The sequence below is a fragment of the Paraburkholderia sp. SUR17 genome (assembly GCF_029536165.1).
Classification (GTDB): domain Bacteria; phylum Pseudomonadota; class Gammaproteobacteria; order Burkholderiales; family Burkholderiaceae; genus Paraburkholderia; species Paraburkholderia kururiensis.
Genome location: NZ_CP120509.1, coordinates 1,408,459 through 1,430,244 on the forward strand (window position 1 = coordinate 1,408,459; position 21,786 = coordinate 1,430,244).

General features: G+C 67.8%; 18 protein-coding genes. 8 read left to right on the top strand and 10 right to left on the bottom strand.

Annotation, left to right across the window (positions count from 1 at the left end; translation table 11 throughout):
• Positions 1 to 153: 153 nt before the first annotated feature.
• Both P2869_RS23700 and P2869_RS23705 read right to left on the bottom strand, forming a co-directional pair.
• Positions 154 to 1,632, bottom strand: coding sequence for a sodium:solute symporter (locus tag P2869_RS23700; protein WP_277599744.1), 1,479 nt, complete (start codon positions 1,630 to 1,632; stop codon positions 154 to 156).
• Entirely contained in the window at positions 1,629 to 1,859 is a 231-nt protein-coding gene (locus P2869_RS23705; RefSeq protein WP_017776062.1) for a DUF3311 domain-containing protein, read from the bottom strand. The genes P2869_RS23700 and P2869_RS23705 overlap by 4 nt, the downstream gene beginning before the upstream one ends.
• 336 nt (positions 1,860 to 2,195) lie before the next feature.
• Here P2869_RS23705 and P2869_RS23710 point away from each other — a divergent pair, with 336 nt between their 5' ends.
• On the top strand, positions 2,196 to 2,888 hold the full coding sequence (locus tag P2869_RS23710; RefSeq protein WP_277599745.1) for a MarC family protein: 693 nt from the start codon (positions 2,196 to 2,198) through the stop codon (positions 2,886 to 2,888).
• 27 nt (positions 2,889 to 2,915) lie between these two features.
• Here the strand turns inward: P2869_RS23710 and P2869_RS23715 are convergent, their stop codons facing one another.
• The gene (locus tag P2869_RS23715) at positions 2,916 to 4,901 is read right to left on the bottom strand and encodes a PAS domain S-box protein (protein WP_277599746.1); all 1,986 of its coding nucleotides are present in this window, start codon (positions 4,899 to 4,901) and stop codon (positions 2,916 to 2,918) included.
• Between the two features lie 306 nt (positions 4,902 to 5,207).
• Here P2869_RS23715 and P2869_RS23720 point away from each other — a divergent pair, with 306 nt between their 5' ends.
• Entirely contained in the window at positions 5,208 to 7,271 is a 2,064-nt protein-coding gene (locus P2869_RS23720) for an ATP-binding protein (protein ID WP_277599747.1), read from the top strand.
• A gap of 77 nt (positions 7,272 to 7,348) precedes the next feature.
• Here P2869_RS23720 and P2869_RS23725 read toward each other — a convergent pair whose 3' ends face one another.
• Both P2869_RS23725 and P2869_RS23730 read right to left on the bottom strand, forming a co-directional pair.
• Positions 7,349 to 7,750 (bottom strand): DUF3175 domain-containing protein, encoded by a 402-nt coding sequence (locus P2869_RS23725; protein ID WP_033350932.1) that lies wholly within the window; start codon positions 7,748 to 7,750, stop codon positions 7,349 to 7,351.
• Positions 7,751 to 7,983: 233 nt separating this feature from the next.
• Entirely contained in the window at positions 7,984 to 9,003 is a 1,020-nt protein-coding gene (locus P2869_RS23730; protein WP_277599748.1) for a glycosyltransferase family A protein, read from the bottom strand.
• Positions 9,004 to 9,523: 520 nt separating this feature from the next.
• Here P2869_RS23730 and P2869_RS23735 point away from each other — a divergent pair.
• A complete protein-coding gene (locus P2869_RS23735) occupies positions 9,524 to 9,802 on the top strand; it encodes a hypothetical protein (protein ID WP_017776068.1) in 279 nt (92 codons plus the stop codon).
• A 68-nt stretch (positions 9,803 to 9,870) separates the two neighbouring features.
• Here P2869_RS23735 and P2869_RS23740 read toward each other — a convergent pair whose 3' ends face one another.
• The gene (locus P2869_RS23740) at positions 9,871 to 10,545 is read right to left on the bottom strand and encodes an HAD family hydrolase (protein WP_017776069.1); all 675 of its coding nucleotides are present in this window, start codon (positions 10,543 to 10,545) and stop codon (positions 9,871 to 9,873) included.
• Positions 10,546 to 10,834: 289 nt separating this feature from the next.
• On the opposite strand from P2869_RS23740, the gene P2869_RS23745 reads away from it, so the two are divergent.
• Both P2869_RS23745 and P2869_RS23750 read left to right on the top strand, forming a co-directional pair.
• Positions 10,835 to 11,053 carry a hypothetical protein gene (locus P2869_RS23745; RefSeq protein WP_233411619.1) on the top strand — a complete coding sequence of 73 codons (219 nt, stop codon included), beginning with the start codon at positions 10,835 to 10,837 and terminating at the stop codon, positions 11,051 to 11,053.
• Positions 11,054 to 11,780: 727 nt separating this feature from the next.
• A complete protein-coding gene (locus P2869_RS23750; protein WP_346833757.1) occupies positions 11,781 to 12,158 on the top strand; it encodes a hypothetical protein in 378 nt (125 codons plus the stop codon).
• A gap of 113 nt (positions 12,159 to 12,271) precedes the next feature.
• Here P2869_RS23750 and P2869_RS23755 read toward each other — a convergent pair whose 3' ends face one another.
• Together P2869_RS23755 and treF are read right to left on the bottom strand one after the other, a co-directional pair.
• Positions 12,272 to 13,222, bottom strand: coding sequence for a PfkB family carbohydrate kinase (locus P2869_RS23755; RefSeq protein WP_199541951.1), 951 nt, complete (start codon positions 13,220 to 13,222; stop codon positions 12,272 to 12,274).
• A gap of 256 nt (positions 13,223 to 13,478) precedes the next feature.
• A complete protein-coding gene (gene treF, locus P2869_RS23760; RefSeq protein WP_277599749.1) occupies positions 13,479 to 15,443 on the bottom strand; it encodes an alpha,alpha-trehalase TreF in 1,965 nt (654 codons plus the stop codon).
• 389 nt (positions 15,444 to 15,832) lie between these two features.
• On the opposite strand from treF, the gene P2869_RS23765 reads away from it, so the two are divergent.
• Positions 15,833 to 16,297 (top strand): hypothetical protein, encoded by a 465-nt coding sequence (locus P2869_RS23765; protein ID WP_277599750.1) that lies wholly within the window; start codon positions 15,833 to 15,835, stop codon positions 16,295 to 16,297.
• 33 nt (positions 16,298 to 16,330) lie between these two features.
• Here P2869_RS23765 and P2869_RS23770 read toward each other — a convergent pair whose 3' ends face one another.
• Positions 16,331 to 17,188, bottom strand: coding sequence for a phytanoyl-CoA dioxygenase family protein (locus tag P2869_RS23770; protein WP_277599751.1), 858 nt, complete (start codon positions 17,186 to 17,188; stop codon positions 16,331 to 16,333).
• 391 nt (positions 17,189 to 17,579) lie between these two features.
• Between P2869_RS23770 and P2869_RS31145 the strand changes: the two genes are divergently transcribed.
• Entirely contained in the window at positions 17,580 to 17,996 is a 417-nt protein-coding gene (locus P2869_RS31145) for a hypothetical protein (RefSeq protein WP_199541947.1), read from the top strand.
• 301 nt (positions 17,997 to 18,297) lie between these two features.
• Entirely contained in the window at positions 18,298 to 19,113 is an 816-nt protein-coding gene (locus P2869_RS23780) for a DUF4410 domain-containing protein (RefSeq protein ID WP_277599752.1), read from the top strand.
• A 255-nt stretch (positions 19,114 to 19,368) separates the two neighbouring features.
• On the opposite strand, the gene pbpC is transcribed toward P2869_RS23780, so the two are convergent.
• On the bottom strand, positions 19,369 to 21,774 hold the full coding sequence (gene pbpC / locus P2869_RS23785; protein ID WP_277599836.1) for a penicillin-binding protein 1C: 2,406 nt from the start codon (positions 21,772 to 21,774) through the stop codon (positions 19,369 to 19,371).
• Positions 21,775 to 21,786: the final 12 nt, after the last annotated feature.

The window sequence follows — 21,786 nt, forward strand, 5'->3', positions numbered from 1 at the left end:
AGAAAAGGCGTGTGGAAAGGCCCGTCACCTTATCACGGCAGCCCCGCCGCCGCGCCCTGGGAACTACGCGGGCGCGACGACGGGTTGGCTCAGGATGTGCCTCGGGTTTGTCGCAGGTCAGCTTCGGACCTCAGCGCATGTCGGCGTATGGCGTCAATGCACCTCGGCGTGCGACCCGCCGGCTTCCGTACGCGGCTGCGTGGCGGCGCTCACGAGCGCGAGCACCACGACGTTGAGCGCGAGCGCCAGCAAGCCGATGTTGATGTCCTTGAGCGCATCCGGCAGGAACGGCAGCAGTTGCGCGACGCTGATGTGCATGACGGTGGTGGTCACCACTACGGCCACGCCCGCCACGATGCCGCAGAACACGCCTTGTTTCGTGACGCGGTTGTGCGCGGCGAGGCTGCACACGAGTCCGGGGAACAGCTGCGTGACGAAGTTGTAGCCCATCAGCAGCAGCGCCACGATGGTCTCGCCGCCGTGCAGCGTGAACAGCACCGCGACGAGCGCCACGATCGGCACGAAAAGCCGTGCGAGCCGGGCGATAACGCGGTCGTCGGCGCGCTTGTTGAAGAGGCCGCGATAGACGTCGTTGGCAAGCAGCGTGGACGCCGTGGTGAGGATCATCGATCCCGGCACGAGCGCGGTCAGCACACCGGCCGCGCCGATCACGCCGACGAACCACGGGTCGAACGTCGTGAGCGAGAGCCTGAAGAGCGACAGGTCGATGTCGCCGCCCTTGAGGCCCGGCACCTTGAGCGACGCCGCGAAGCCGCAGAAGAACACGAACAGCAGGATCAGCTGATACAGCGGCAACACCATCGCGTTGCGCCGGAAGATGCGTTCGTCCTTCGCGGTGTAGACCGAGCCGAACGTGTGCGGCCACATGAAGAAGCCGAGCGCCGTGAGCAGCACGGTGGACTGGAACCAGATCACGCTCGACCCCTTGGCCGGGAACGCGAGGAAGCCGGGCTTCGCGGCGTCGATGGCGTGGAACATTTCGCCCAGGCTGCCGTAGTGATGAATCGGCAGATAGATGCCGAGGAACAGCACGACCGCGAGAATCATCAGGTCCTTCACGACGGAATTCCAGGCCGAGCCGCGCACGCCGGATACCATCACGTAGGCCGTCACGACCGCGGCGCCGATCCAGATGGCCGCCGTCGAAGGAATGGCGCCGTACGACGCCGTGGACACGATGATGCCGAGCCCCTTGAGCTGGAGCACGAGGTACGGCACGAGCGCCGCGACGCCGACCAGCGCGACCAGCACGCCGAGCGCCGGGCTCGCGTACTTGCGCGCGAAGAAATGCGGCTGGGAGACGAGCCGCTCCGCCTTCGCATAGCGCCATACAGGCGGCAGCAGCCAGTACGAGAGCACGTAGGCGAGCGTCGCGTACGCGAGGATGTAGTAGACAGGCGCGCCTTTGCCGTACGCAAAGCCGCTGCCGCCGAGGAACGTGAACGTCGTGTAGATCTCGCCCGCCATCAGCAGGAACACGAACGCGGTGCCGAAGCTGCGGCCACCCACGGTCCATTGTTCGAGGTTCATGTCGTGGCCGCGGCGGGCCCGCATGCCAAGGTAGAGCGCAAGCAGCGTGACGGCGGCAATGATGACGAGAGCGCTGCTCATGAACGCACCTCCGGTGCCGTGCTTCGGACATCCGCGCCTTGCGGCTCCCGGTTGGCGGGATCGAGCCGGTAGACGATCGCCATGATGACCGCCGTGAGCACCACCCACAGCACGATCCACGCGAGCACGAGCGGCATGCCGAGCACGAGCGGCTCGACGCGGTTCACGAACGGCACGCCGAGCAGGATGCCGATGAAGGGCAAGGCAGCAAGCAACCGGAAGGACATGAGCGACTCCTGGAACGGGGTGGATGCGTCGGAGACTGCGTGTTATCCGTTCGACTGTATGCCCGCCGGATCGGCCAGGTAAAGCAGATCAAAAATAGTGAAGGCGCTTTGAAAGGCGTCCGCGCATCGGGACACACAGGTCTTTCGATGCGTCCGGAACGTGTGCGTCGCAGCATGCTTCCGGTGCCCGGGCCGCCCATCCGGCCGCGTCGCGCAGCATCGTTTGCCCGTACCGGCATGCGTGATCCAGGTGCTTGCCGATGCGGTTACACTGCTCGCACTTTTCACCTGCGTTCACCCTGCGTTCAACCGACGTTTTCCGGACTCGACCACAGCATGATAGAAAGCCTGATCTCCGACATCCTGTTCGGCTTCACGGGGCTCATCAGCATCATCAATCCGCTCGGCGTGGCGTTCGTGTTTCTGGACCGCACGGCATCGCTTTCCGACGCGGAGCGGCGCTTCCTCGCGCGGCGCGTCGCGATCAATGCGTTCTTCGTGCTCATCGTCGTGTTCTTCGTCGGCACGCCCATGCTGCATTTCTTCGGCATCTCGATCGAGGCGCTGCGCATTGGCGGCGGCCTTGCCGTTGCGGTGGGCGGCTGGCAGATGCTCAACGCGCCGGACACACGCGTGCGCATGAACGAGACCGCCTCGGCCTCTGCCGTGCCGCAGGTCGAACCGGAGTCGGCCACGGCGAAGACCTTCTTCCCGCTCACCGTGCCGCTCACCACCGGCCCCGGCACCATGGCGACGGTGATCGCGCTGAACGCGAACCGCACGCACAAGCTCTCCGAGTTCCTGCTGTCGGGCGTGGCGTCGTTCGTGATCTCGGGGCTCGTGATGCTCGTCATCTACTACACGTACAGCCGCGCCTCGGTGCTCGCGCGCTATCTGGGCGCGGAAGGCACGCGCGTCGCGCTGCGCGTGTCGGCGTTCCTGCTGCTGTGCATCGGCGTGCAGATCATTCTCACCGGCTTCGAAGGCTTCCTTGCGCCCATCGTCGATGCCCACATGGCGGCGCAGTAGCTCGAGATTCAGCGCGAGATTCGCGCTTCACCGCAGAGGTGGCCGCTGCTGCCGCGCTGCCTGTCGTTTTGCCGCCTGCGAGAGCAGTTCGTCGAACAACTGCGGGTCCACGGGTTTGATGAGATGCATGTCGAAGCCGGCTTCGCGCGAGAGCGCGATGTCGCTTTGCTGGCCGAAGCCCGTCATCGCGGCGAAGTACGTGTCGGCCAGTTCGGGCCGCTGGCGCAGCACCCGCAGCGCGGCGTAGCCGTCCATCTTCGGCATCGCGATATCGATCAGCGCAACGTGCGGCACGAAGCGCTCTGCCTGGTCGAGTGCCGCGGCGCCGTCGTAGGCCACGCGCACGTCATGGCCCTTGAGTTCGAGCAGCATGGCGAGGCTGTCGGCGGAATCGCGGTTGTCGTCCACCACCAGCACCCGCAGGTGCGCGTCCGGCACGGCCTGCACGGGCAGCGGCGGCGGTGCCTGCTCGGGCTCGCGGGGGCCGCGCGGCAGCCGCACGATAAAGGTGCTGCCTGTGCCGTGCCCGTGGCTCATGGCCGAGATCGTGCCGCCGTGCAGCTCCACGAGCGAGCGGCACAACGTGAGGCCGATGCCGAGTCCTTCGTCGAGCGCGTCCTGCCCCGTGCGCTCCTGGGTGAAAAGGTCGAAGATCGTTTCGAGCGCTTCCCGGCGGATGCCGCGGCCCAGGTCGCGAATGCGGATCTCCACGGTGCGCTCTTCCACCTCGACGTTGATGGCGATGCGGCTATCGGTGGGCGAAAACTTCGCCGCGTTGTGCAGCAGGTTCTGGAACACCTGCACGAGCCGGGTCATGTCGCCCCTGAGCAGCACGGGGTCCGCAGGCAGGTGGACGTCCACGGTCTGGCCGCGTCGCGCCGTGAACGGCCGGGCGGCCTCGATGGCGTTGCCGATCGCGTCGCCCAGATTCACGGACGCCTGGCGCAGCTCGATCTTGCCGGACGTGATGCGGCCCACGTCGAGCAGGTCGTCCACGAGGCGCGAGAGGTGCGCGATCTGCCGGTCGATCAAGTCGCGCGAGCGCGCCACCCCGGCCGGCACGTCGCGCTCGATCTGCATCGAGCTGATGGCGTTGCGCACGGGCGCGAGCGGATTGCGCAGTTCGTGCGCGAGCGTGGCGAGGAAGTCGCGCATGCGCTGGCCCGAGCGTTCCAGTTCGTCGCGGTGCCGGCTCTCGGTCATGTCGCGCGTGATCTTGGCAAAGCCGGTGAGGCGGCGGTCGGCGTCATACACCGCCGTGAGCGTGACGTTGGCCCAGAACATCGAGCCGTCCTTGCGCATGCGCCAGCCTTCGTCCACGAAGCGGCCGCGCCGCTTCGCCGTTTCCAGATTGCGCCGGGGCTTGTCGGCGGCGATGTCCTCGGGCACGTAGAAGGTCGAGAAATGCCGGCCGATGATCTCCGTGGGCTGATAACCGTGGATGTTGGTCGCGCCGCTGTTCCAGCTCACCACCTGTCCGGTGGGATCCAGCATGAAGATGGCGTGGTCGTTCACGCTTTCGATCAAGAGCCGCAGGCGCTCCTCGCTTTGCCGCAGCGCGTCCATCTGGCGGCGCCGGTCGGTGAGGTCGCGCACGATCTTCGCAAAACCGGTGAGTTCGCCGCGGCGATTGCGGATCGCGGTGATCACCACGTTGGCCCAGAACGTCGTGCCGTCCTGGCGCACGCGCCAGCCTTCGTCTTCGAAACGGCCCGTGAGCGTGGCCTGCTCCAGTTCGTAGGTGGGCCAGTTGCGCGCCACGGCTTCGCGCGTATAGAAACGCGAAAAGTGCTTGCCGATAATGTCTTCTGCCTCGTATCCCTCGATGCGCGCCGCGCCCCGGTTCCAGCTCGTGACGAAGCCGTTGCTGTCGAGCAGGAAGACCGCGTAGTCCTCGATCGAATGGACCACCGCTTCGAAGCGGTCATCGGCATCTCCTCTGGGCGCCGCGCCGGACGATGGGGCGCTGTGGCCCGCGTGCGGGCGAGATGGGTGGTCGGTCATAACGTCCATCTAATGTAATTCTTGCCAGCCAGAGATACACGCCGGCAACCCCCGGCACGTGGGGCAGGCGGCGCCGTCTGGTCGCGTTTTCCACGCACGCGTTGCAGCGCGCCGCCCGCACCACTGCAACCCATTGGGGCATGGGATAAGCAGTTTGCATGCCGGAAAGCGACATCGTGCGAGCGCAGTGGGCATCGAATGTGCTTGCACGCAAGGATTGCGCGGCCGGCCCGGGGATGCCCGGCGCCGGCCGTTATCGCCCGATATCGGAGAAACGGGGGCCGGCGGCTCGGACCGCAGCCTGGAGAACCGCAAATGGACACGCAGGCGGGAAAGACTTTCGCCGATCTTGCGAACTGGCTGGAACGCAAACGATGGCTGATCACACGCCGCTGGTTGCGGCTCGTGCGTTCCGATCCTGCCATCGAAAACACCGGACGGCTCACCAATGCGCAGCTCATCGACTATCTGCCGCAGGTCTTCGACGAAGTCTGCCAGGCGCTGCGCGCGGCCGTGCCGCAGGCGAGCTACGGCCAGGTGGAGCGCGACGCGCGCCAGCACGGCAAGCACCGCTGGCAGCACGGCTATCAGCTCGATGCGCTGTTTCGCGAACTCGACCTGCTGCAGAAATGCACGCAGCAGGCCACGCGCGAGTTTTTCGCGCATCGCGCGCACCGTGACGACACACAGCCGCGGGCGCACCAGCTTATCGAAGACCTGTTCAGCGCCATGATCTACGGCGCCATCCGCCAGTTGCTGGAAGAGCAGAACCAGCGCGTGAACGACTCGCTGCGCGCCCGCGACTTCGCGTTCGCGGCGCAGCAGGACAGCGAAGAGCGGCTGCGCATCGCGGCCGCGGCCGCCGGGCTCGGCATTTTCGAATGGGACGTGGAGACGGGCGAAGCCGTCTGGGAAAACGCCCGCATGTACGAGATCACCGGGCAGCGTCCCGAAGACGGGCCGATGTCGAGCGAAGAGTTTTTCGGCTGCGTGCATCCCGAAGATCTGGAAGAACTCGTGTCCCAGGTGCGTGCCGACGACGTGCCGGGCCGCCAGGTGAACGCGCTCTTTCGCCTCTTTCGCCGCAACGACGGCGCGCTGCGCTTTCTCGAAATGTGCGGCAGCTTCCGCTACGCGCCCGAGGGCGACGCGAACGCGTTCATCGGCACGCTCGCCGACGTCACTGACCGCAAGAGCGTGGAAGACACGCTGCGCGAAGTGGACCGGCGCAAGGACGCGTTTCTCGCCACGCTCGCGCACGAGTTGCGCAATCCGCTTGCGCCCATCCGCAACGCCGCATGGGTGCTCAAGCGCAGCGAGGCCGAACTGCCGCCGCAGGCGCGCTGGGTGCCGGGCGTGGTGGACCGGCAGATTCGCCACCTCTCCAGCCTGATCGACGACCTGCTCGAAGTCTCGCGCATCACCACGGGCAAGATCACGCTCAAGCGCCGCGTGTTCGATCTGCGCGAAGCCGTGGCGGGCGCGCTCGAAATCAACGCGCCGCACGCGGAGGAACGGCATCACCGCATCGCCGTTTCGATGCCGGACGCGCCGGTGTATGTGGACGCCGACGTCACGCGGATCACGCAGATCGTTTCGAACCTCGTCGACAACGCGCTCAAGTACACGCCCGACGGCGGCGACATTCGCGTCGCCGTGCGCGCTGAGGGCGGCGGCGAGGGCGAGCGTGCGCTGATCGAGGTGAGCGATACGGGCATCGGCATTTCGGCGACCGAGCTGCCGCACGTGTTCGAGCTGTTCGTGCAGGCCGAGGACCGGCCGGGCCGCGCGGTGGGCGGTCTCGGCATCGGTCTTTCGGTGGTGCGCACGCTCGCCGAGATGCACGGCGGCGAGGCGATTGCGTCGAGCGCGGGCATCAATCGCGGCAGCCACTTCAGGATCCGCCTGCCCGTGGCGCAGGCGAGCGCGGCGTCCGCCGTCACCGAGCCCGCCGCGCCGCAAGCCAGCGCGCGCCGACCGCTGCGCGTGGTGATCGTGGACGACAACCGCGACGCCGCGGAGTCGCTCGCCATGGTGCTCGACATGCACGAAGTGCGCACGGCCGCCGATGCCGACGAGGCGATCGAGCGGGTGAGCGCGCTCTCGCCGGTGGACGTCGTGCTGCTCGACATCGGCTTGCCGGGCATGGACGGCTACACGCTGGCGCGGCGTCTGCGCGAATTGCCCGGCACGGGCGGGACGGCGTTCGTCGCGCTCACGGGCTCGGGGCGTACCGAGGACATCGCGCGTTCGCGCAGCGAAGGTTTCGCCGAGCATCTCGTGAAGCCCGTTGACCCGCTGCGCGTGATCGAACTGCTCGACTCGCTTGCCGCTGCCACGCGAGAACGCGAGGGCAGCGAAGGCCACGGAAGCGGCTGAAGCGGCGCGGGGCAGCTCGACGGGAGCCGCGCGTAACGTTCGCCCGGGCACGTCAGGACACACTGTCCACCCACCCTTCAAGGCGCGCGCCCGAACGCTTCGCGCAGCTTCTTTTTGGCGCGCTCCAGCGTCGTGCGCCGGGTTTTGGGCAGGTGCCTGCCGGCGCGATTGATGTAGAAATTGAGCATCGACATCGCCGACTGAAACGGCGTGCCCTTGCGCCGCTTGCTCGCAAGCGACGAGCGTTTCAGCGACTCGGCAATCTCGTCGGCGCTGCCGCTGCGGAAAACGCCTTTTTCGAGATCGAGCGCATCGCTCTTTTCCATGACTTCATGTGACCAGCGGCGCGTGCTGGTTTTGGCTTTGCCTGCGTCCGGTTGGGTGCGGGCGTGATGTTCCTTCGCCTGCGCGTGCCGCTGCCGGGGCGGACGGCCGCTGCGTGTGCGCGTGGAAGGATGAGCGGAGCGAGTGGTGCTCATGGCGAGGAGTCTCGGGACGATATGGGGGGATCCGGTTAGCGCTTTGATGTGGCCGGGTGAACGCTTGCGCTTTGCAGGCGGCTCATCGGTCAGGATAAAAGCTCGCTCATGTCGTTTAGCAGGCGTTCAGCAAGGGGTGTTCCAGAGACCGCGCAGAAGGGCCGGAGAAGCCGGCGAAGATGGAGCGTGAGCGAACGCGCCGAATGCGCCAACGCCATAACGGCGCCACAACATCAACGCGCCGGGTGCTGGTGATGCTCTTCGGCCATCGCGCGTGCGGCGCGTGCTTGTTCGAGGCGCTCGGCATCGAGCACTTTGCGGCGCATCGCGAGCACATTGGGCGGTGCCGGGCGGCGTCGTTTGAGCGCTGCACCGATGCCGGCGATCAACGGCCATGCGTCGCGCCACAACGCATGCTCCCGTGCGAGTACGCCGAAGGCCCGCAACGTGGCGCCCACGGCGCTCGCGAGCGGCAGCCGCTGCCACGCCACCCAGGCTGCGTGGCGTGCGGCGATGCGCCGTCGCAGGCTGGCGTCGGGACCGTCGCGGCGATGGTTGGCGCGCCTGCTATTTTCGCCATCGTTGCCGCTGCCGTTTTCACTATCGCCGCCCGGATAGCGGCGTGCCACCACGCCTTCGCCGTAGACGATCGCGTGGCCCTGCGCGAGAAGGTCGAGCGCCACGCGTTCTTCGTCGCCGCTCGCAAAGCGCAGCGGCTCGTCGCCGTTCACGGCGAGCAGGGCCGCGCGCCGGAACACGCATGCGCCGGCCAGGTAGCTCGTGAGCGCGGGGCCGGGCAACCCGTTTCGATCCAGCGGACTCGCGCTCAGGCGCGTGCAGCGCGCATCCGTCTCGCCCTCGTCGCCAACCACCACGCGTGCGCTCAGCACCGCCACGCGCGGCGCGCTATCGAACACACGCACGGCCTCGGTGAGGGCGCCCGGTTCCCACCAGGTGTCGTCGTCGGTGAATGCCACGTAGTCGGTGTGCGCGAGGGCCACCGCGCGGCTGTGCGCCGATGCGCCAAGGTCGCCCAGACACTGGACGATGCGGACCGAAGGAAAGAGCGAACCGATCAGCTTCACGGTAGCGTCGGTGGAACCGTTGTCCGCCACGATCAGGTGCGGCGCGTCAGGCAGCGCGAGCAGGCGCGCCACCGTCTCCAGCACCACCCGCACGCGGTTATGCGTGAGCACGACCACCGTGATGCGCGGCACGGATTCGGGTGCGGCGAATGCGTTGGACGGGTTCATCGCTAGCCTTGCGCGGAATGGGAACAACGCCAGGGGAGAAGGCCGGAAAACAGGCAGCGCGACATGTCGTGATGTCCGCTTTGGTCTGCTGCGGTCCGCTGCCGCTGCCATGGTCACGAGCATACGCCGTTGCCGCACGTCGTGTGGAAGGTGCGATGACGGCACTTTCCCTGGGGCGATGCAAGCCGGCGCAAGCGGGGCGGGAGGCATCCGTGTCTGCGTTCGGGGCGCTTCCTGCGATCCCTCGCATACGGAGTGCCCAGGCAGCGAGCGGCGCCGCTGGAAGTCGCTCATTCGGGAACGGGGCGTGCTGTTTTCGCAGGGACGCAGCTTGCGCTCGCGGCGCGCGCCGCTTCGGTGTGTTGAAAAAACGCGCATCGGCCGGAGACTGTGCGCACAGACGGACCCGCAGACGGACCAACAGACCAAGCAACAGACCAAGCAACAGACCAAGCAACAGACCAACCAACGCGCGCTACGCCAGCGCGCTGAAATACTTCCGATTCCTCAGGAGACTGCCATGGGTCACTCTGGACAATACGAGCTGCAACTGCACGAGCGGGATGTGCCGATGCTGCGCGCGCTGCCGGCGAGCGGCAACGGCACGGAGGGTGCCAGCGGCACGATCGAGCTGACCGAAGCGAAGGCGCGTTCGGGCCGCACCTTCGCGGTGCTGCGCACCGACTCGCTCGCGCGGCTCGCGGAATGGCGCGGCGTGCTGGACGAGCACGAACGCCCGTACCGCGTCGTCAATCGCCGTGCCGGCCACGCGCTCGACGCGAACGCACCGGACTGGTGAGCGCTGCCGTGAGACGCCGCGCAATGGAGGGGCGCGGGTATCCGGCAGATATCGGGCACCGGGGCGATTCAAGGCCGCGCCGCAACCTCGTCGAGATGGTGCAGCAGATCGGCGGGATCGTCGTAGACGCGCAGCGCGCCTGCGCGCTCCAGTTCTTCCGCCCCGTATCCACCCGAGAGCAACCCAACGCCTAGCGCCCGGCAACGGCGTGCCGCGAGCATGTCCCAGATGCTGTCGCCCACCACGACCGTGTGTTCGATCGGCACGTTGAGCCGCGCGGCGGCTGCGATGAAGAGATCCGGATCGGGCTTCGCATACTTCACGTCGTCGCGCGTGACCACGGTGTTGAGTGCCGGATCCACGCCGAGCGCTTCCAGATTCACCGCCGCGGTTTCGAGCCGGCCGCTCGTCGCAATGGCCCAGCGCGTGCCGGCTTCGCTCAACGCATCGAGTAGTGCGCGCGCGCCCGGCAGGGGGCGCACCTGGGCACGCAGACGCTTGTAGGCATCGGCATGCAGTTGCCGCAACCGGTCCACGCGCGCGGGGCTGATGTCGCCGCCCGTTTCGCGCAGCAGTTGGTTCGTGAACAGACCGCCGCTCATGCCGATCTTGCGGTGAATGCGCCAGACCGACAGCTCGATGCCTTCCTGGTCCAGCGCCTCTTTCCATGCGAGCACGTGTTGATAGACGCTGTCGACGAGCGTGCCGTCGAGATCGAACAGAAACGCGGTTTCAATGCGCATGAAGGGCTCCGGCGAGAGGCGTGCGGCGCCGCGAGACTACGCCCGGCGAGGCCGCACGAGGGGAAGGAAAAAGCGAGCAGCCAGTGTACCCGCGTTGCCGCGACCGATGCGTGGCAGCCCGCATGGGCCGCGCAATGGCGATTCGCCTGGAGCGCTTGCATGGTTCGCACGCTCGATGACTTCATCTCGCGCCCGCACATTCAGCTACAACGCGCGCGCCGGGCCACGGCAGATGGGAACACCGCTTGCGGGTCGGTGAGCTCCAGGACTAGCAACAGAATAGGGGCTCATGAAACCGGCTTTGAAACAGATGCTCGTCGTCTCGTCTATCGCATTGATCGCAATGGGCGGCACCGGCTGCAAGCGCGCCGACAACAGCAGCACCGACACCAACAGTTCCGCGGGCGCGAGCGGCACGGCGGCCGCCGGCGGCATGAACAGCGGCATGGGCGCAGCGCCGGCCTCGGCGGCTTCGGGCCTCGCGCCGGCGTCGGGCGCGAGCCAGTAATGGCGCAGTGGCCGGCCGGTGGGTTGGGCGGTGGATTAGCTCGTGGGTTGGCCGACAGAGTTGTCGACGGACGGACGCGTAGCGGTAAGAACCGATGCGAACGCGAGGCCTCGCGCGATACCCCGCCCGGCTTCGTTCGCGTCGTCCACTCGGGTCGACCACCTTACCCGCCGCGCACGTGATGGTCGGACGCCATGCGGCGTTGATCGATTCACGCCATCGCCAGTTCGACCGCGCGGTTGCGTGCTTCGTCGTGCAGTGCGAAATTGCCGTCCACGCCAACGACGCCGACGACGCGTTCGCTGCCGTCCGGCGCGGCAATCACGGCCGTAGCGGCATCGCGCCCGTTTGCAGCAGTCGTGGCGCCAGGTGGATCACAAAGGCACCGTAGGTGACGGTGGTGTGAGTGGAGTGAGTGGGGTGGGCGAGGCGAGCGGGCATTTCGGGTTCCTCCGTGGGTAGGACAACACACGCGGATACACCGTCGTGCTTTCATGCTATCGGCGCGGCAGGACAGAGGCGACCCGGCGGACGCAGCACGGCGCGAACAGCGTCTCGCGGCCCCGACTGGGTAGCCCCCACAGGGCAGCACCCACCGTGCAGCACGTGCTGCACGGCCGCGTGCCACACACACCACACAGCACGGCACCACCGATTGCGCCGCCATTCCGCCCACCGGCGATCACCTGAAAGACGGGCGGCGGGCAGCACGCAGTGGGGAGGCATCATGGAAGACAGATCATTTTCGGGGCCCGACAGCTGGGACGTTCACGCAACCCGTCTCGCCGACGCAGGCAGTGCACCCAGCGTGCCGAAGAGCGCGCACACGCACTACCAGGCGAACGTGTGCGGCGGCGACTTCACGCACGTGAAGGAGCGTTTCAACGAGTGGAAGCAGCAACCGCTCGTGTTCCAGCACAACCGCCGCATGTTCGAAGGCAAGGACGAAGTGCGCCGCGTATCCGAGCGCGTATTCGGCAACAGCGAAGCGGCGCAGAGCCTGCTGCGCGAGATGTGCGATCCGCACGCGTCGTACGCGCTCGCGGCGCACGTGCAGACCAGCGAGCGCGACCTGTGGCTCGTCATGGCCGCCTACGACGAGTGAGCGCGTGTCGGCGGTGAGGGCATCAACGCGTCGAACGATACGACGCCGCGATGCCTCGACGTTGCCACGTTGCCACGTTGCCACGTCGCCACGCAAAAGCGCGACGCCCGCCACTACCGATACAACCGCGCCAGGGGCCGCAACGTGGCCTGCATCGCTTCGACCTCGTCGCGTTCGCCGCACGAAGCCTGCGCGCCGTAGCGCGTGAGCGCGAGATGCGCAGCCGCCGCCGCGAAAAGCACGGCATCGAGGGGCCCGCGTTCTTCCGCAAGGGCAACGGCGAGGGCGCCGGCAAAGGCGTCGTCGGCGCCTGAGGTATCCACGATCGTGACCGGCTGCGGCGCGACGAACAGCGTGTTGCCGTCGAACACCGCCACGCAGCCGCCATGCGCCCGCCGCACGCAGGCGAGCGCGACGCCGCGTGCGTGCATCACCTGGGCAGCGCGCGCTGCGCTGTTGTCGTCGCTGACGCTCACGCCGCTCATCCGGCTGGCCGCCGTGTCGTCGGGCATGACGGCCGACACGTGCGCCCATAGCTTGCGCACGGCGCGCGTCGATACGCGGTCGCCCGGTACCGGATCGAGCACCACGCGAAGGCCGCGCCGCGCCGCGGCCTGCAGCGCGCAGGTCACCGCGGCCGCCGAGATGTCGCAGCTCACCACGAGCACGTCGTCGGGCGCGAGCGCGTCGATGGCCGTGCGCGCAGCGGTGAGGTCGTCGTCGCTCCAGGCCGCACTTGCGTTGGGCGCGAAGACCTTGTGCTGGCTGCCGTCGGGCATGACGAGATTGGTGGCCACCGCGGTGGCGTGACCGTGCGCCACCCGCACGTGCGAGACGTCCACGTTCGCGCGGCGCAGCGGGCCCAGTGCCTGGTCGGCCAGGTCGTCGTCGCCCACCATGCCGAGCACCTGCGTGCCGAAGCCGAGCAACTGCGCGGCGCGGGCCACGTTCGGACCCGTGCCGCCCGAGAGTCTCGCGAACTCCCGGCCCATCGCCATTTCGCCGTTGTGCGGCAACGCATCCACGCGCACCTGAAAGTCCGCGTTGATGCTGCCGACGCTCATGATCGTTGCCATTGCACCGCGTCTCTCGAGAATGCCGCAGGGGCGGCCCGCGTCAGGGCGGCCCACGTCAGGGCGGCCCGCCCTTCATGACATGCGGGCTTCGCACTGCGGCGCCCGTATTGCTTCAAGCAACAGCCATGCCGGACGGTGCTCTCGGTCGCGTTGCATCGCATCGTTTTTCTGTCGTGCAGCGGCCGCGCCGAGACAGGGTTCGCGAATTCCTCGGGCAGGTCGTTCACGGCGATTTTCATTGGGATCATTTGGCGGCCCCGGCGGGCGCCGCCTGCAAGCGGTGCGAGGTCTTCGGCGCCTGCCTCGCCGCCGACGCCGCGGCCGAAACCCCCGACGGTCCCTCGGGCACGTCGGTGGGTCGTGTGTTGCGCGCCACGTCGGGGTAGAGCTTCATGAGCGCACGCAGCACGCCGTTGGTCCAGCCAAAGCCGTCCTGCAACGGATATTCGCCGCCGCCCGCCACGCGGTTCGCCACGTCTACGTCGTACTTTTCCACGAGCTTGCCGGTGCGCTGGTAGTACGCAACGTTCGTACGGATCCAGCGAGTGGCGATCGTGCGTGCCAGTTCCGCTTCGCCATAACGGCGCAGCCCCATCACGGCGAGGTATTGCAGCGGCGCCCAGCCGTTCGGCTCGTCCCACTGCTGGCCGGTGTTCACGCGCGTCGTGGCGAGTCCGCCCGGACGCAGCAGCGCAGTCTTCAGCGTTTCGGCGACGCTACGTGCTTCCTCCCGCGTCGCGACACCGGCATAGAGCGGGTACACGGTCGCCGCGCTGAGCCGGTGCGTGAGCGTGCCGCGCGCGAAGTCGTAGTCGCCGAACGCGCGCAATTGCGGGTCCCAGAGCAGACGCCGGATCGCATCGGCGCGAATGCGTGCGTGCTGCTCCATGTTTTCGGCATGCGTGGCATCGCCCTGCACGCGATACGCCTTCGCGAGCGTGCGTTCGAGCAGGTAGAGCAGGCTGTTCAGATCGACGGGCACGAGCGACGTCACCTCGATGCTGGCAAGCGTCTTGCCGTCGGCGAACCAGCGCGAGCTGAAGTCCCAGCCTGTTTCGCCGCCCGCGCGCAGGTCGCGCCACAGCGAAGTGGGCTCGCGGCCCTTTACGGCCTGCGCGGTGAGCACGTCTTCGCGATACGACTCGTCGCGCGGCGTATCGCGTTCGTCCCAGTAGCGGTTCAGCAGCGTACCGTCGGCCAGTCGCACGAGATGTCGCGACGCGTGGCCGGGCGAGAGGTTCGCGCTGCCTTCCATCCAGTACGCGTACTCCGCCTTGAGTTCGGGCAGATAGCGCAGGTAGACCGCGTCGCCGTCGCGCTGCGCGACGAGTTCGACCATCTGCGCGAAGAACGGCGGCTGCGAACGGCTCAGGTAGTAGGTGCGGTTGCCGTTTGGAATGTGGCCATAGCGGTCGATCAAGGCGGCGAAGTTGTCGAGTTCGTCGCGCGTGAGATCGTGGCGCCCGCTCGTTTCAAGGCCCAGCATGATGAAGTACGAGTCCCAGTAGTAGATCTCGTCGAAGCGGTCGCCCGGCACGATGTACGGCTTCGGCAGCGGCAGCAGCGACGACCACGCGTTCGTCACCCTGTCGGGATTGCGGCGCAGTACGTTCCAGAGCGTATCGATGTGGCTCGTCACGTCCTGGTTCGGATCGCTCGTCCAGTTTTTCGCCTGCCGCCCCGGCAGCGTGAAATAGCGCGCGACGAACTGCGCGAGCGGGGACGACGCGCCGTTGCCTTTCGCCGCGCTCGATGCAACGACGGCAGCGGCCGCAGCAGCGGACCCCGACGCACCGGCTGCTTGCGATGCCGCTTCGTCCGGATGCTGGGCCCGGTATTGCGCGAACGCCGCCATGACCTGCTGCGGCGGCACGGTGGGCTCCATGTCCGCGAAGGTCTTGCTGTCCGGAAACACGCGTGCGAGTTCGACTTCGCGGTAGAGGTCGCCGTACAGCTCGGAGGGCGGCACCGCCACGACCGGCGACGGCTGCGCATGCGGATTCGGCGCCTGACCGGCCTTTCCCGCGGACGCCGCCACGGCGTGGGGCAACGGAACGAAGCCATGCGAGAGCCCGGCCGCGTGCGGCGCAAGCGGCCACAGACACGCGAGGCACACCGCTGCGTGGCGCAGGCCGCGCAAGGCCGTGTGCCATGCAGCGATCGTTCGTGGCCGCCAGGTGCGCGCGACGCACAGCGCGCGGCGACGCATGACGGGGGCCGGAGGCGGCGACACGGTCCGTAGGGGTAGTGGAGCATCGGCTACGCGCGGGCCGGGTGCGGCAGTGTGCAAAGGCATCGGAGGCGGAATCGTGGCTCGCAGGCGGCCAGACGTGCATGCGTGCCGGGCGAACAAAGGGAAAGCGGTGATGCGCAGCAAGTTTCGGTCCGCGCCGAAATACGCTGGAAAGCCGCCGGACACGCTGCATCGCAGCGAAACGGCCGCTTGCGAAAACACGATTCCTCAGAAGAGTGCGCAACTATTGCAAGCGTGCGGGCAAACATTTCAATCCGCGCACAGCGCTTTACGTCTGACTACACCGCATTCGGACTTGCTGGCGGGATGCTTCGCGCTGAGAGGGCCGCTCCGCGCGTTGCGCCATGTACGGCGCCGCTCGCAGGAACGCACCATGCAGCGCGACGCCGTTGTTGGGCGGCAAGACGTCGGAGCATAAAAGACGGGAAGCAGACGAGAAGCAGGACGAGAAGCAAGGTGCCGCCCTTCGTCACCACGGAGCCGCGATGAACATTCACGTACAGGCAGGCGAAATGAGAGAGGTGGCCGAGACGCTGGGCCGCTACTTCGAAGCGCGCGCGATCGGTTTTCATATCGACGAACGCCCGGACCACACGCTGCACATCGGCTTTGAAAACGGAGGGCACCGCGCGTCGGTGACGGTTTCCTTCGACGACGGCGCCTACGAAGACTTCACGCAGCGCGGCCTGGAAGGCAAGCGGCATGCGTTGAAGCGCATCTCGAACGAGTTCGGCAGCCTGATGGAACAGCGCGGTCCCGGCGCGCTGGCAGGGGACTTCCGGGTCAATCGGCTCGACGGCGGGCAGTAGCGGCGCCGGCTATCGGACTCAGTACCTCAGGGCTCAGTACCTCGCCGCGTTCACGCGTCCTTCGGTGTTGGCGGCGCCCGTTACGTCGTCCAGATTCTGCGGATACGGGTACGTGAGGCCGAGCAGTTGACGCATGGTGGGGCTCGCGCGTTTCACGAACGCCTCTCCCACCATTGCGCGCAGGTCTTCCATCGGCTTCACGAACTTCGGCAGGTACTGGATCAGGATGGCGCTGCGGTCGCTGTTGCTGCGGTTCGGCATGGCGCAGTGCCAGGTGGCGCCGAAGAACAGGATGGCGTCGCCGGGGTCCGCCTCCATGCGCTCGCAGCGTTCGAAGAACCGGTCGTCGGGGCCGGGGTAGCGCAGGTCGCGCTGTGTGCCCGGCACGAACGCGGTGGCGCCGGTTTGCGCCGTGAACGGATCGAGCGGAATGGTCACCTGCGCGTTGAGCGGAAAGCTCGCGTTGATGCCCACGGGAAACGTCTGCGGCGCGTGCAGATCCCAATACGGGTAGTCGATGTGCGGTTCCTGGCCGGGGCCGTCGGGCAGGATGCGGTTTGCGGCAATCGATCCCATCACGAAATCCTCGCCGAGAAACGCGCGCATGGCGGCAACGATCAGCGGTTGCTCGGCCATCTGCGAAAACACGTCCCCTTTTGCAAGCAGATTCCACACGCGGCGTTGCAGATGCAGCCGCGCCGCCTGCGCGGCCTCGCCCTGAAAGTGCGTGACGGTTTGTGCGCGGGCGTCGGAATGGGCCATCACGACGCTGCGCGCTTCGCTCACTTGAACTGGACTGAAGAGGCCGCGCACGCGGACTGCGCCCGGCCCGTGGAGCAGGGCGTCCACCACGGCTTCGGGCGTGCATTCGGCGGGACTGAAGCTTTGCATGGCGTGTCTCCTGATCGGCCGGTCCTGTGATCGTGTAATTGGCTGCTGCGGGACGATGCGATGTCGTCCATCCGCGTGCATCGCGCGCCGCGCGGGCGCACGTATGACCTCAGCATAGACAAGACCGCAGTGATGTACAACGGAAATTGCATCATCCAGTGAAATGGAATTTTTGTTCCATTTTAGGAATATGCCTTAAAAAGCGCACCTCAAAAACGCGGCTCAAAAAAAGCCGTGAAACCGCACGACATGAATTTCCAACAGACTCCGCGCGAGCGTTCTTCTACATTGGCAGCCATCCGCAACCCGCCGCGTTTCCAGCGCTTGCCGATCGAGTTGATCGTGCCGATCTTCGCGTTCGACACGCGGCCTACACACTGAAGGACGTTCCGTGAACTTCTCATCTCTCATCAACCGTATCGGTTTAGCAGGCAAGGCGCAGACCTCGAATCCGGCGATACGGACGACGCGCGTCTCGTACCACCTCTCGCGTCAGCTTGCATTCGCGGCGACGGCCGGCGTGCTCGCCATGACGAGCGTCTCGGCTTGCGCCGCGACGTGGGTGCTGCGCGGCACCGCGGTCGTGGCCGCGCCTGTCATCGTGGCGCCTCCGCCCGTCGTCTACGCGGCGCCGGCACCGGTGGTCACCTACGTTCCGCCGGCGCCGCTGGTGATGGCGCCGGCTCCCGCGAAGACCGCCTATGGCGTCGCGCCGACCACCGTCTACGTGGCGCCCGCGGTTCGACCCGCCGTCTGGGTACCGGGCCACTGGGTGGGCGGCGTGTGGATTCCGCCGCACTGGGCCTGAGCGGTACGCGGTGCGCCAGGGGCGGCACGCAGTGAACAACTGGCGTGATGCGCAACTGGCGGTACGCGCGTGTACAGCTGGCAGTACGTGGTGCACAGATAGCGGCACGCGACGAACAACTGGCAGTACGCGATGTACAGCTGTCAGTCCGCGATGCACGATTGAACCACCGCGTGAACCACGGCGCGCCTCGCCGGCGTCGCCGTCACGGTAGTCGCACCGGCCTCTCCCTGTCTTTCGCCTTCGACGGGAACGGGCCGGCTATTTCAGCGTGAACGAGGGCAGGTGGAACGAGATGCCGATGTCATTTTCATCAGGATGGGCCGTGCGCCGCGCGCGGCGTTGGGCGAGTGCGACGCTCGTGGCCGCGTGTCTCGCGTTCGGCGGCTGCGCCTCGGGCATCAGCGGCGTGCAGGCCTATGCCGCGCCCGCACCCGTGCGGCCCGACGTGATCTACGTCTACCCGTTCGACGAGGCCACGGCGACCGTCCAGTTCGACAACAGCCTGAGCCGGCAGTTGAAGGCGTCGTTCAGCGGGACGTCCGCGGTGCAGCAGCAATACAACGAGGCGCTCGCGGTGCGCGGCCAGGTGGCGAGCGAACTCGTGCGGCAGTTGCGGGCGAAGGGGCTCGATGCCGTGCTCGCGTCGGTGCCGCCCTCGACGCTTTCGACGCCGCCCGGCAAGAGCGTGCTCGTGATCGAAGGCAGCCTCGACACGCTCGATGCCGGCCGGCGCAGCCGCCGCATGCTGATCGGCTTTGGCGCGGGCAAGAGCGAGGTGGAGGCGTCGGTGCAACTGCTGTATCAGCCGCGAGGCGGCGTGCTGTCGCCGTTGCAGCGCTTCGATGCCACTGCGGACAGCGGCAAGGCGCCGGGCATGGTCGCCATGGGCGGCGTGGGCGCGGCGGCGGGGAGCCTGGCGACGTCGGTGGCGACGAGCGGCGGGCTGCACGCAGTCTCCGAAGCGAAGCACGACACGTTCGAAGCCGAAGCGAAACGGCTGGCCGATTCGATCGCGAAGCAGGTCGTGGCGGCGGTTGGTGTGAAGGGCAAGAACGCGAATGCGGCGCCGGTGGTGCAGGGCACCCAGGCGCAGCCTGTGGCGCAGGCGGACTGAACGCGGGGCGATGCTCATTCGGTTTAGCGCTCAGCGCTTGGGATCAACCGTCCGCATCGTGACGGTCGCCGATACAGGCGCGGCACGATTCGCCATGCGATCGCGCGGGATATACGGATTGCCGCTCAAGGCTCGGGTTTGGGTTCCCACGGCGCGGCGTTGACCGTCCGCATCGTTCGTGACAGCGGCCGATACAGACCCGGCACGATTCGCCGTCCTCCCCGCGCCTGTCGCGGATGGTGGCCACCCCATTTGCTACGCGCCGGGCGAACCCGAGCGCGCCGGGTTTTGCCCACCGCCCGAACCCGGCGCCGTCGCACGCGCGCCTGCCTTGCCCGTTGCACGATTGCCCGCGGCATAACCCGGCCGCGCCGTTGCGCCGCGCACTTCGAAGTGCACGGCGTCGACGCTCGTGCCGCTCGCATCCACGAGTTCCAGCACGTGCCGCCCCGGCCACGGCAACCAGGTCACGCGGTCGTCGTGGCCGAGCGGCTTGCCGTCGAGCCGCCACGCGCTGCGCGAGGACGACCCGCTCTCGCGCTCGAAGACGATGCGCTGGCGCGTGGCGGGAATGTCCGGGTCGAGCGCGAAGAGCGTGCCATCCGTGGGCGAGCCGATGCGCGGCGCGCCCTTTCCTGGTTGCGCCGATTGCGCCGATTGCACCGACTGCGCTGCATGCACCCCTCGCGCCGCGCCAGCCGACGACGTTCCACGCGCTCCAGCCGGCGCGCCCGCCGCATCCGCTGCAAGTCCCACTACCGGCGTTTGCGTGCCGCTCAGGAACCACTCGTTGCGCGCGGGCTCCACGTTCTGCTCGAACGCGATGCGCGTCTCCACGACGCCCGCGGGCATGCGCGGCGCGTCGCTCGGCACGTGACGGTGCAGGTAGCCGGCCACGGCGGCCCAGATGGGCGCTGCGCCCGTCACGCCGGAGACGTCCCACATCGGTTCGCCGTCCGCATTGCCTACCCACACGCCGATCGTGTAGCGCGAGGTGAAGCCCACCGTCCAGTTGTCGCGCATGTCCTTGCTCGTGCCCGTTTTCACGGCCGAGAAGAAGCGCGTGGCGAGCGGGCTGTCGAAACCGAAGGTGCGGGTGCGTGCGTTGTTGTCCGCGAGCACCGTGGTCACGATGTAGCTCGCGCCCGCGCTGAACACGCGTCGCGGCGTGGCGGGCGCCGTCGCGTACGGCACAGTGGGATGACGCGGCAGGTCATACGTGGGCGACGCCACGCCGCCGTTGGCCAGCGCGCGATACGCGTTGGCGAGCGAAAGCAGCGTGATGTCCGCGCTGCCGAGCGCGAGCGAATAGCCGTAGTAGTCGCCGCTCTGCGTGAGCGGCAGGCCGAGCGCCGTGAGCGTGGTGGCGAAGCGGTGCGGCGTGACCATCACGAGCGTGCGCACGGCGGGCACGTTCAGCGACGACCCGAGCGCCGTGCGCACGCTCACCCAGCCCTTGAAGTCCTTGTCGTAGTTCTGCGGAATGTAGAGCCCGCCGCCCGCGGCGAGGTCGAGCGGCGCGTCGTCGAGCAGCGAGGCCGTGGTGAGGCGCCGTTCGTCGATGGCTTTGGCATAGAGGAAAGGCTTGAGCGTGGAGCCGGCCTGGCGGCTCGCGAGCACGGCGTCCACGTCGCGCGCGCCCGAGAGCCCGCCCGACGAACCCACCCACGCCAGCACGTCGCCCGTCGCGTTGTCGAGCACGACCACGGCGCCGTCGTGCACGTTGCGCCGATGCGCCGGCGCGTTGAGTTCGACGAGCGTGCGCGTGAGCGTGTCCGAGGCGAAGCGCTGAAGGCGGGCGTCGAGCGTCGTCGTGATGCGTGCCCCGGCCGCCGGACGCGTTTCGGCCGCGATGCGCCGCGCGAAATGCGGCGCGAGCGTGTCGGCTTCGGGCGAAACGGCGAGCACGGCGGGTGCGGGCCGCGCGAACGCGAGCTGCACGAAGCTCGCCAGATTCGCGCAGCGTTCGGGCGCCTTCATGTCGCGCAGAATCCGGCAGGCCCGCGCGCTCACGCGGGCGTAGGGCGCGTTGGGCGCGCGGATCAAGGCAGCGGCCACGGCGGCCTCGCGCTCGTCGAGGCCCGAGGGCGCCTTGCCGAACAGCGTGAGCGAAAGCGCCGAGAGCCCGATCGTCTCGCCGCGAAACGGCACGAGATTCAGATACGCCTCGAGAATCTGGTCCTTGCGCCAGCTGCGTTCGAGCCACAGCGCGCTCACCGCCTGCCCCGCCTTCTGCGCGACGGACCGCTGCCCGGAATGCTGGGGGTCGTCGCCGAGCAGGCCCGTGAGCTGCATCGTCACGGTGGACGCGCCGCGCGTGCGCGTGTTCCAGAGATTCGCCCAGGCCGCGGCGGCGGCGCCGTGCCAGTCGACGCCGCTGTGCTCGTAAAAGCGCTTGTCTTCGGAAACGACGATCGCTTCGCGCAGCGCCGGCGAGACGTCCGCGAGCGCGACCCAGTCGCCGCGCCGCTCGGTCTTGTCGATGCGCGTGCGTTGCAGCGGCGTGCCGTCGCGTGCGAGCAGCAGCCAGTCCGAACTGCGCCACTGCGCGCGCACGTCGTTGAACGAGGGCAGGGCGTGCGCGAGCGGCGCGGCAACGGCGAGCAGCGCGCAGAGGGTGGCGTGGGCAAGGCGCCGCGCCACTGCCCGCCCGTCGCCCATCGCGCGTTTCCC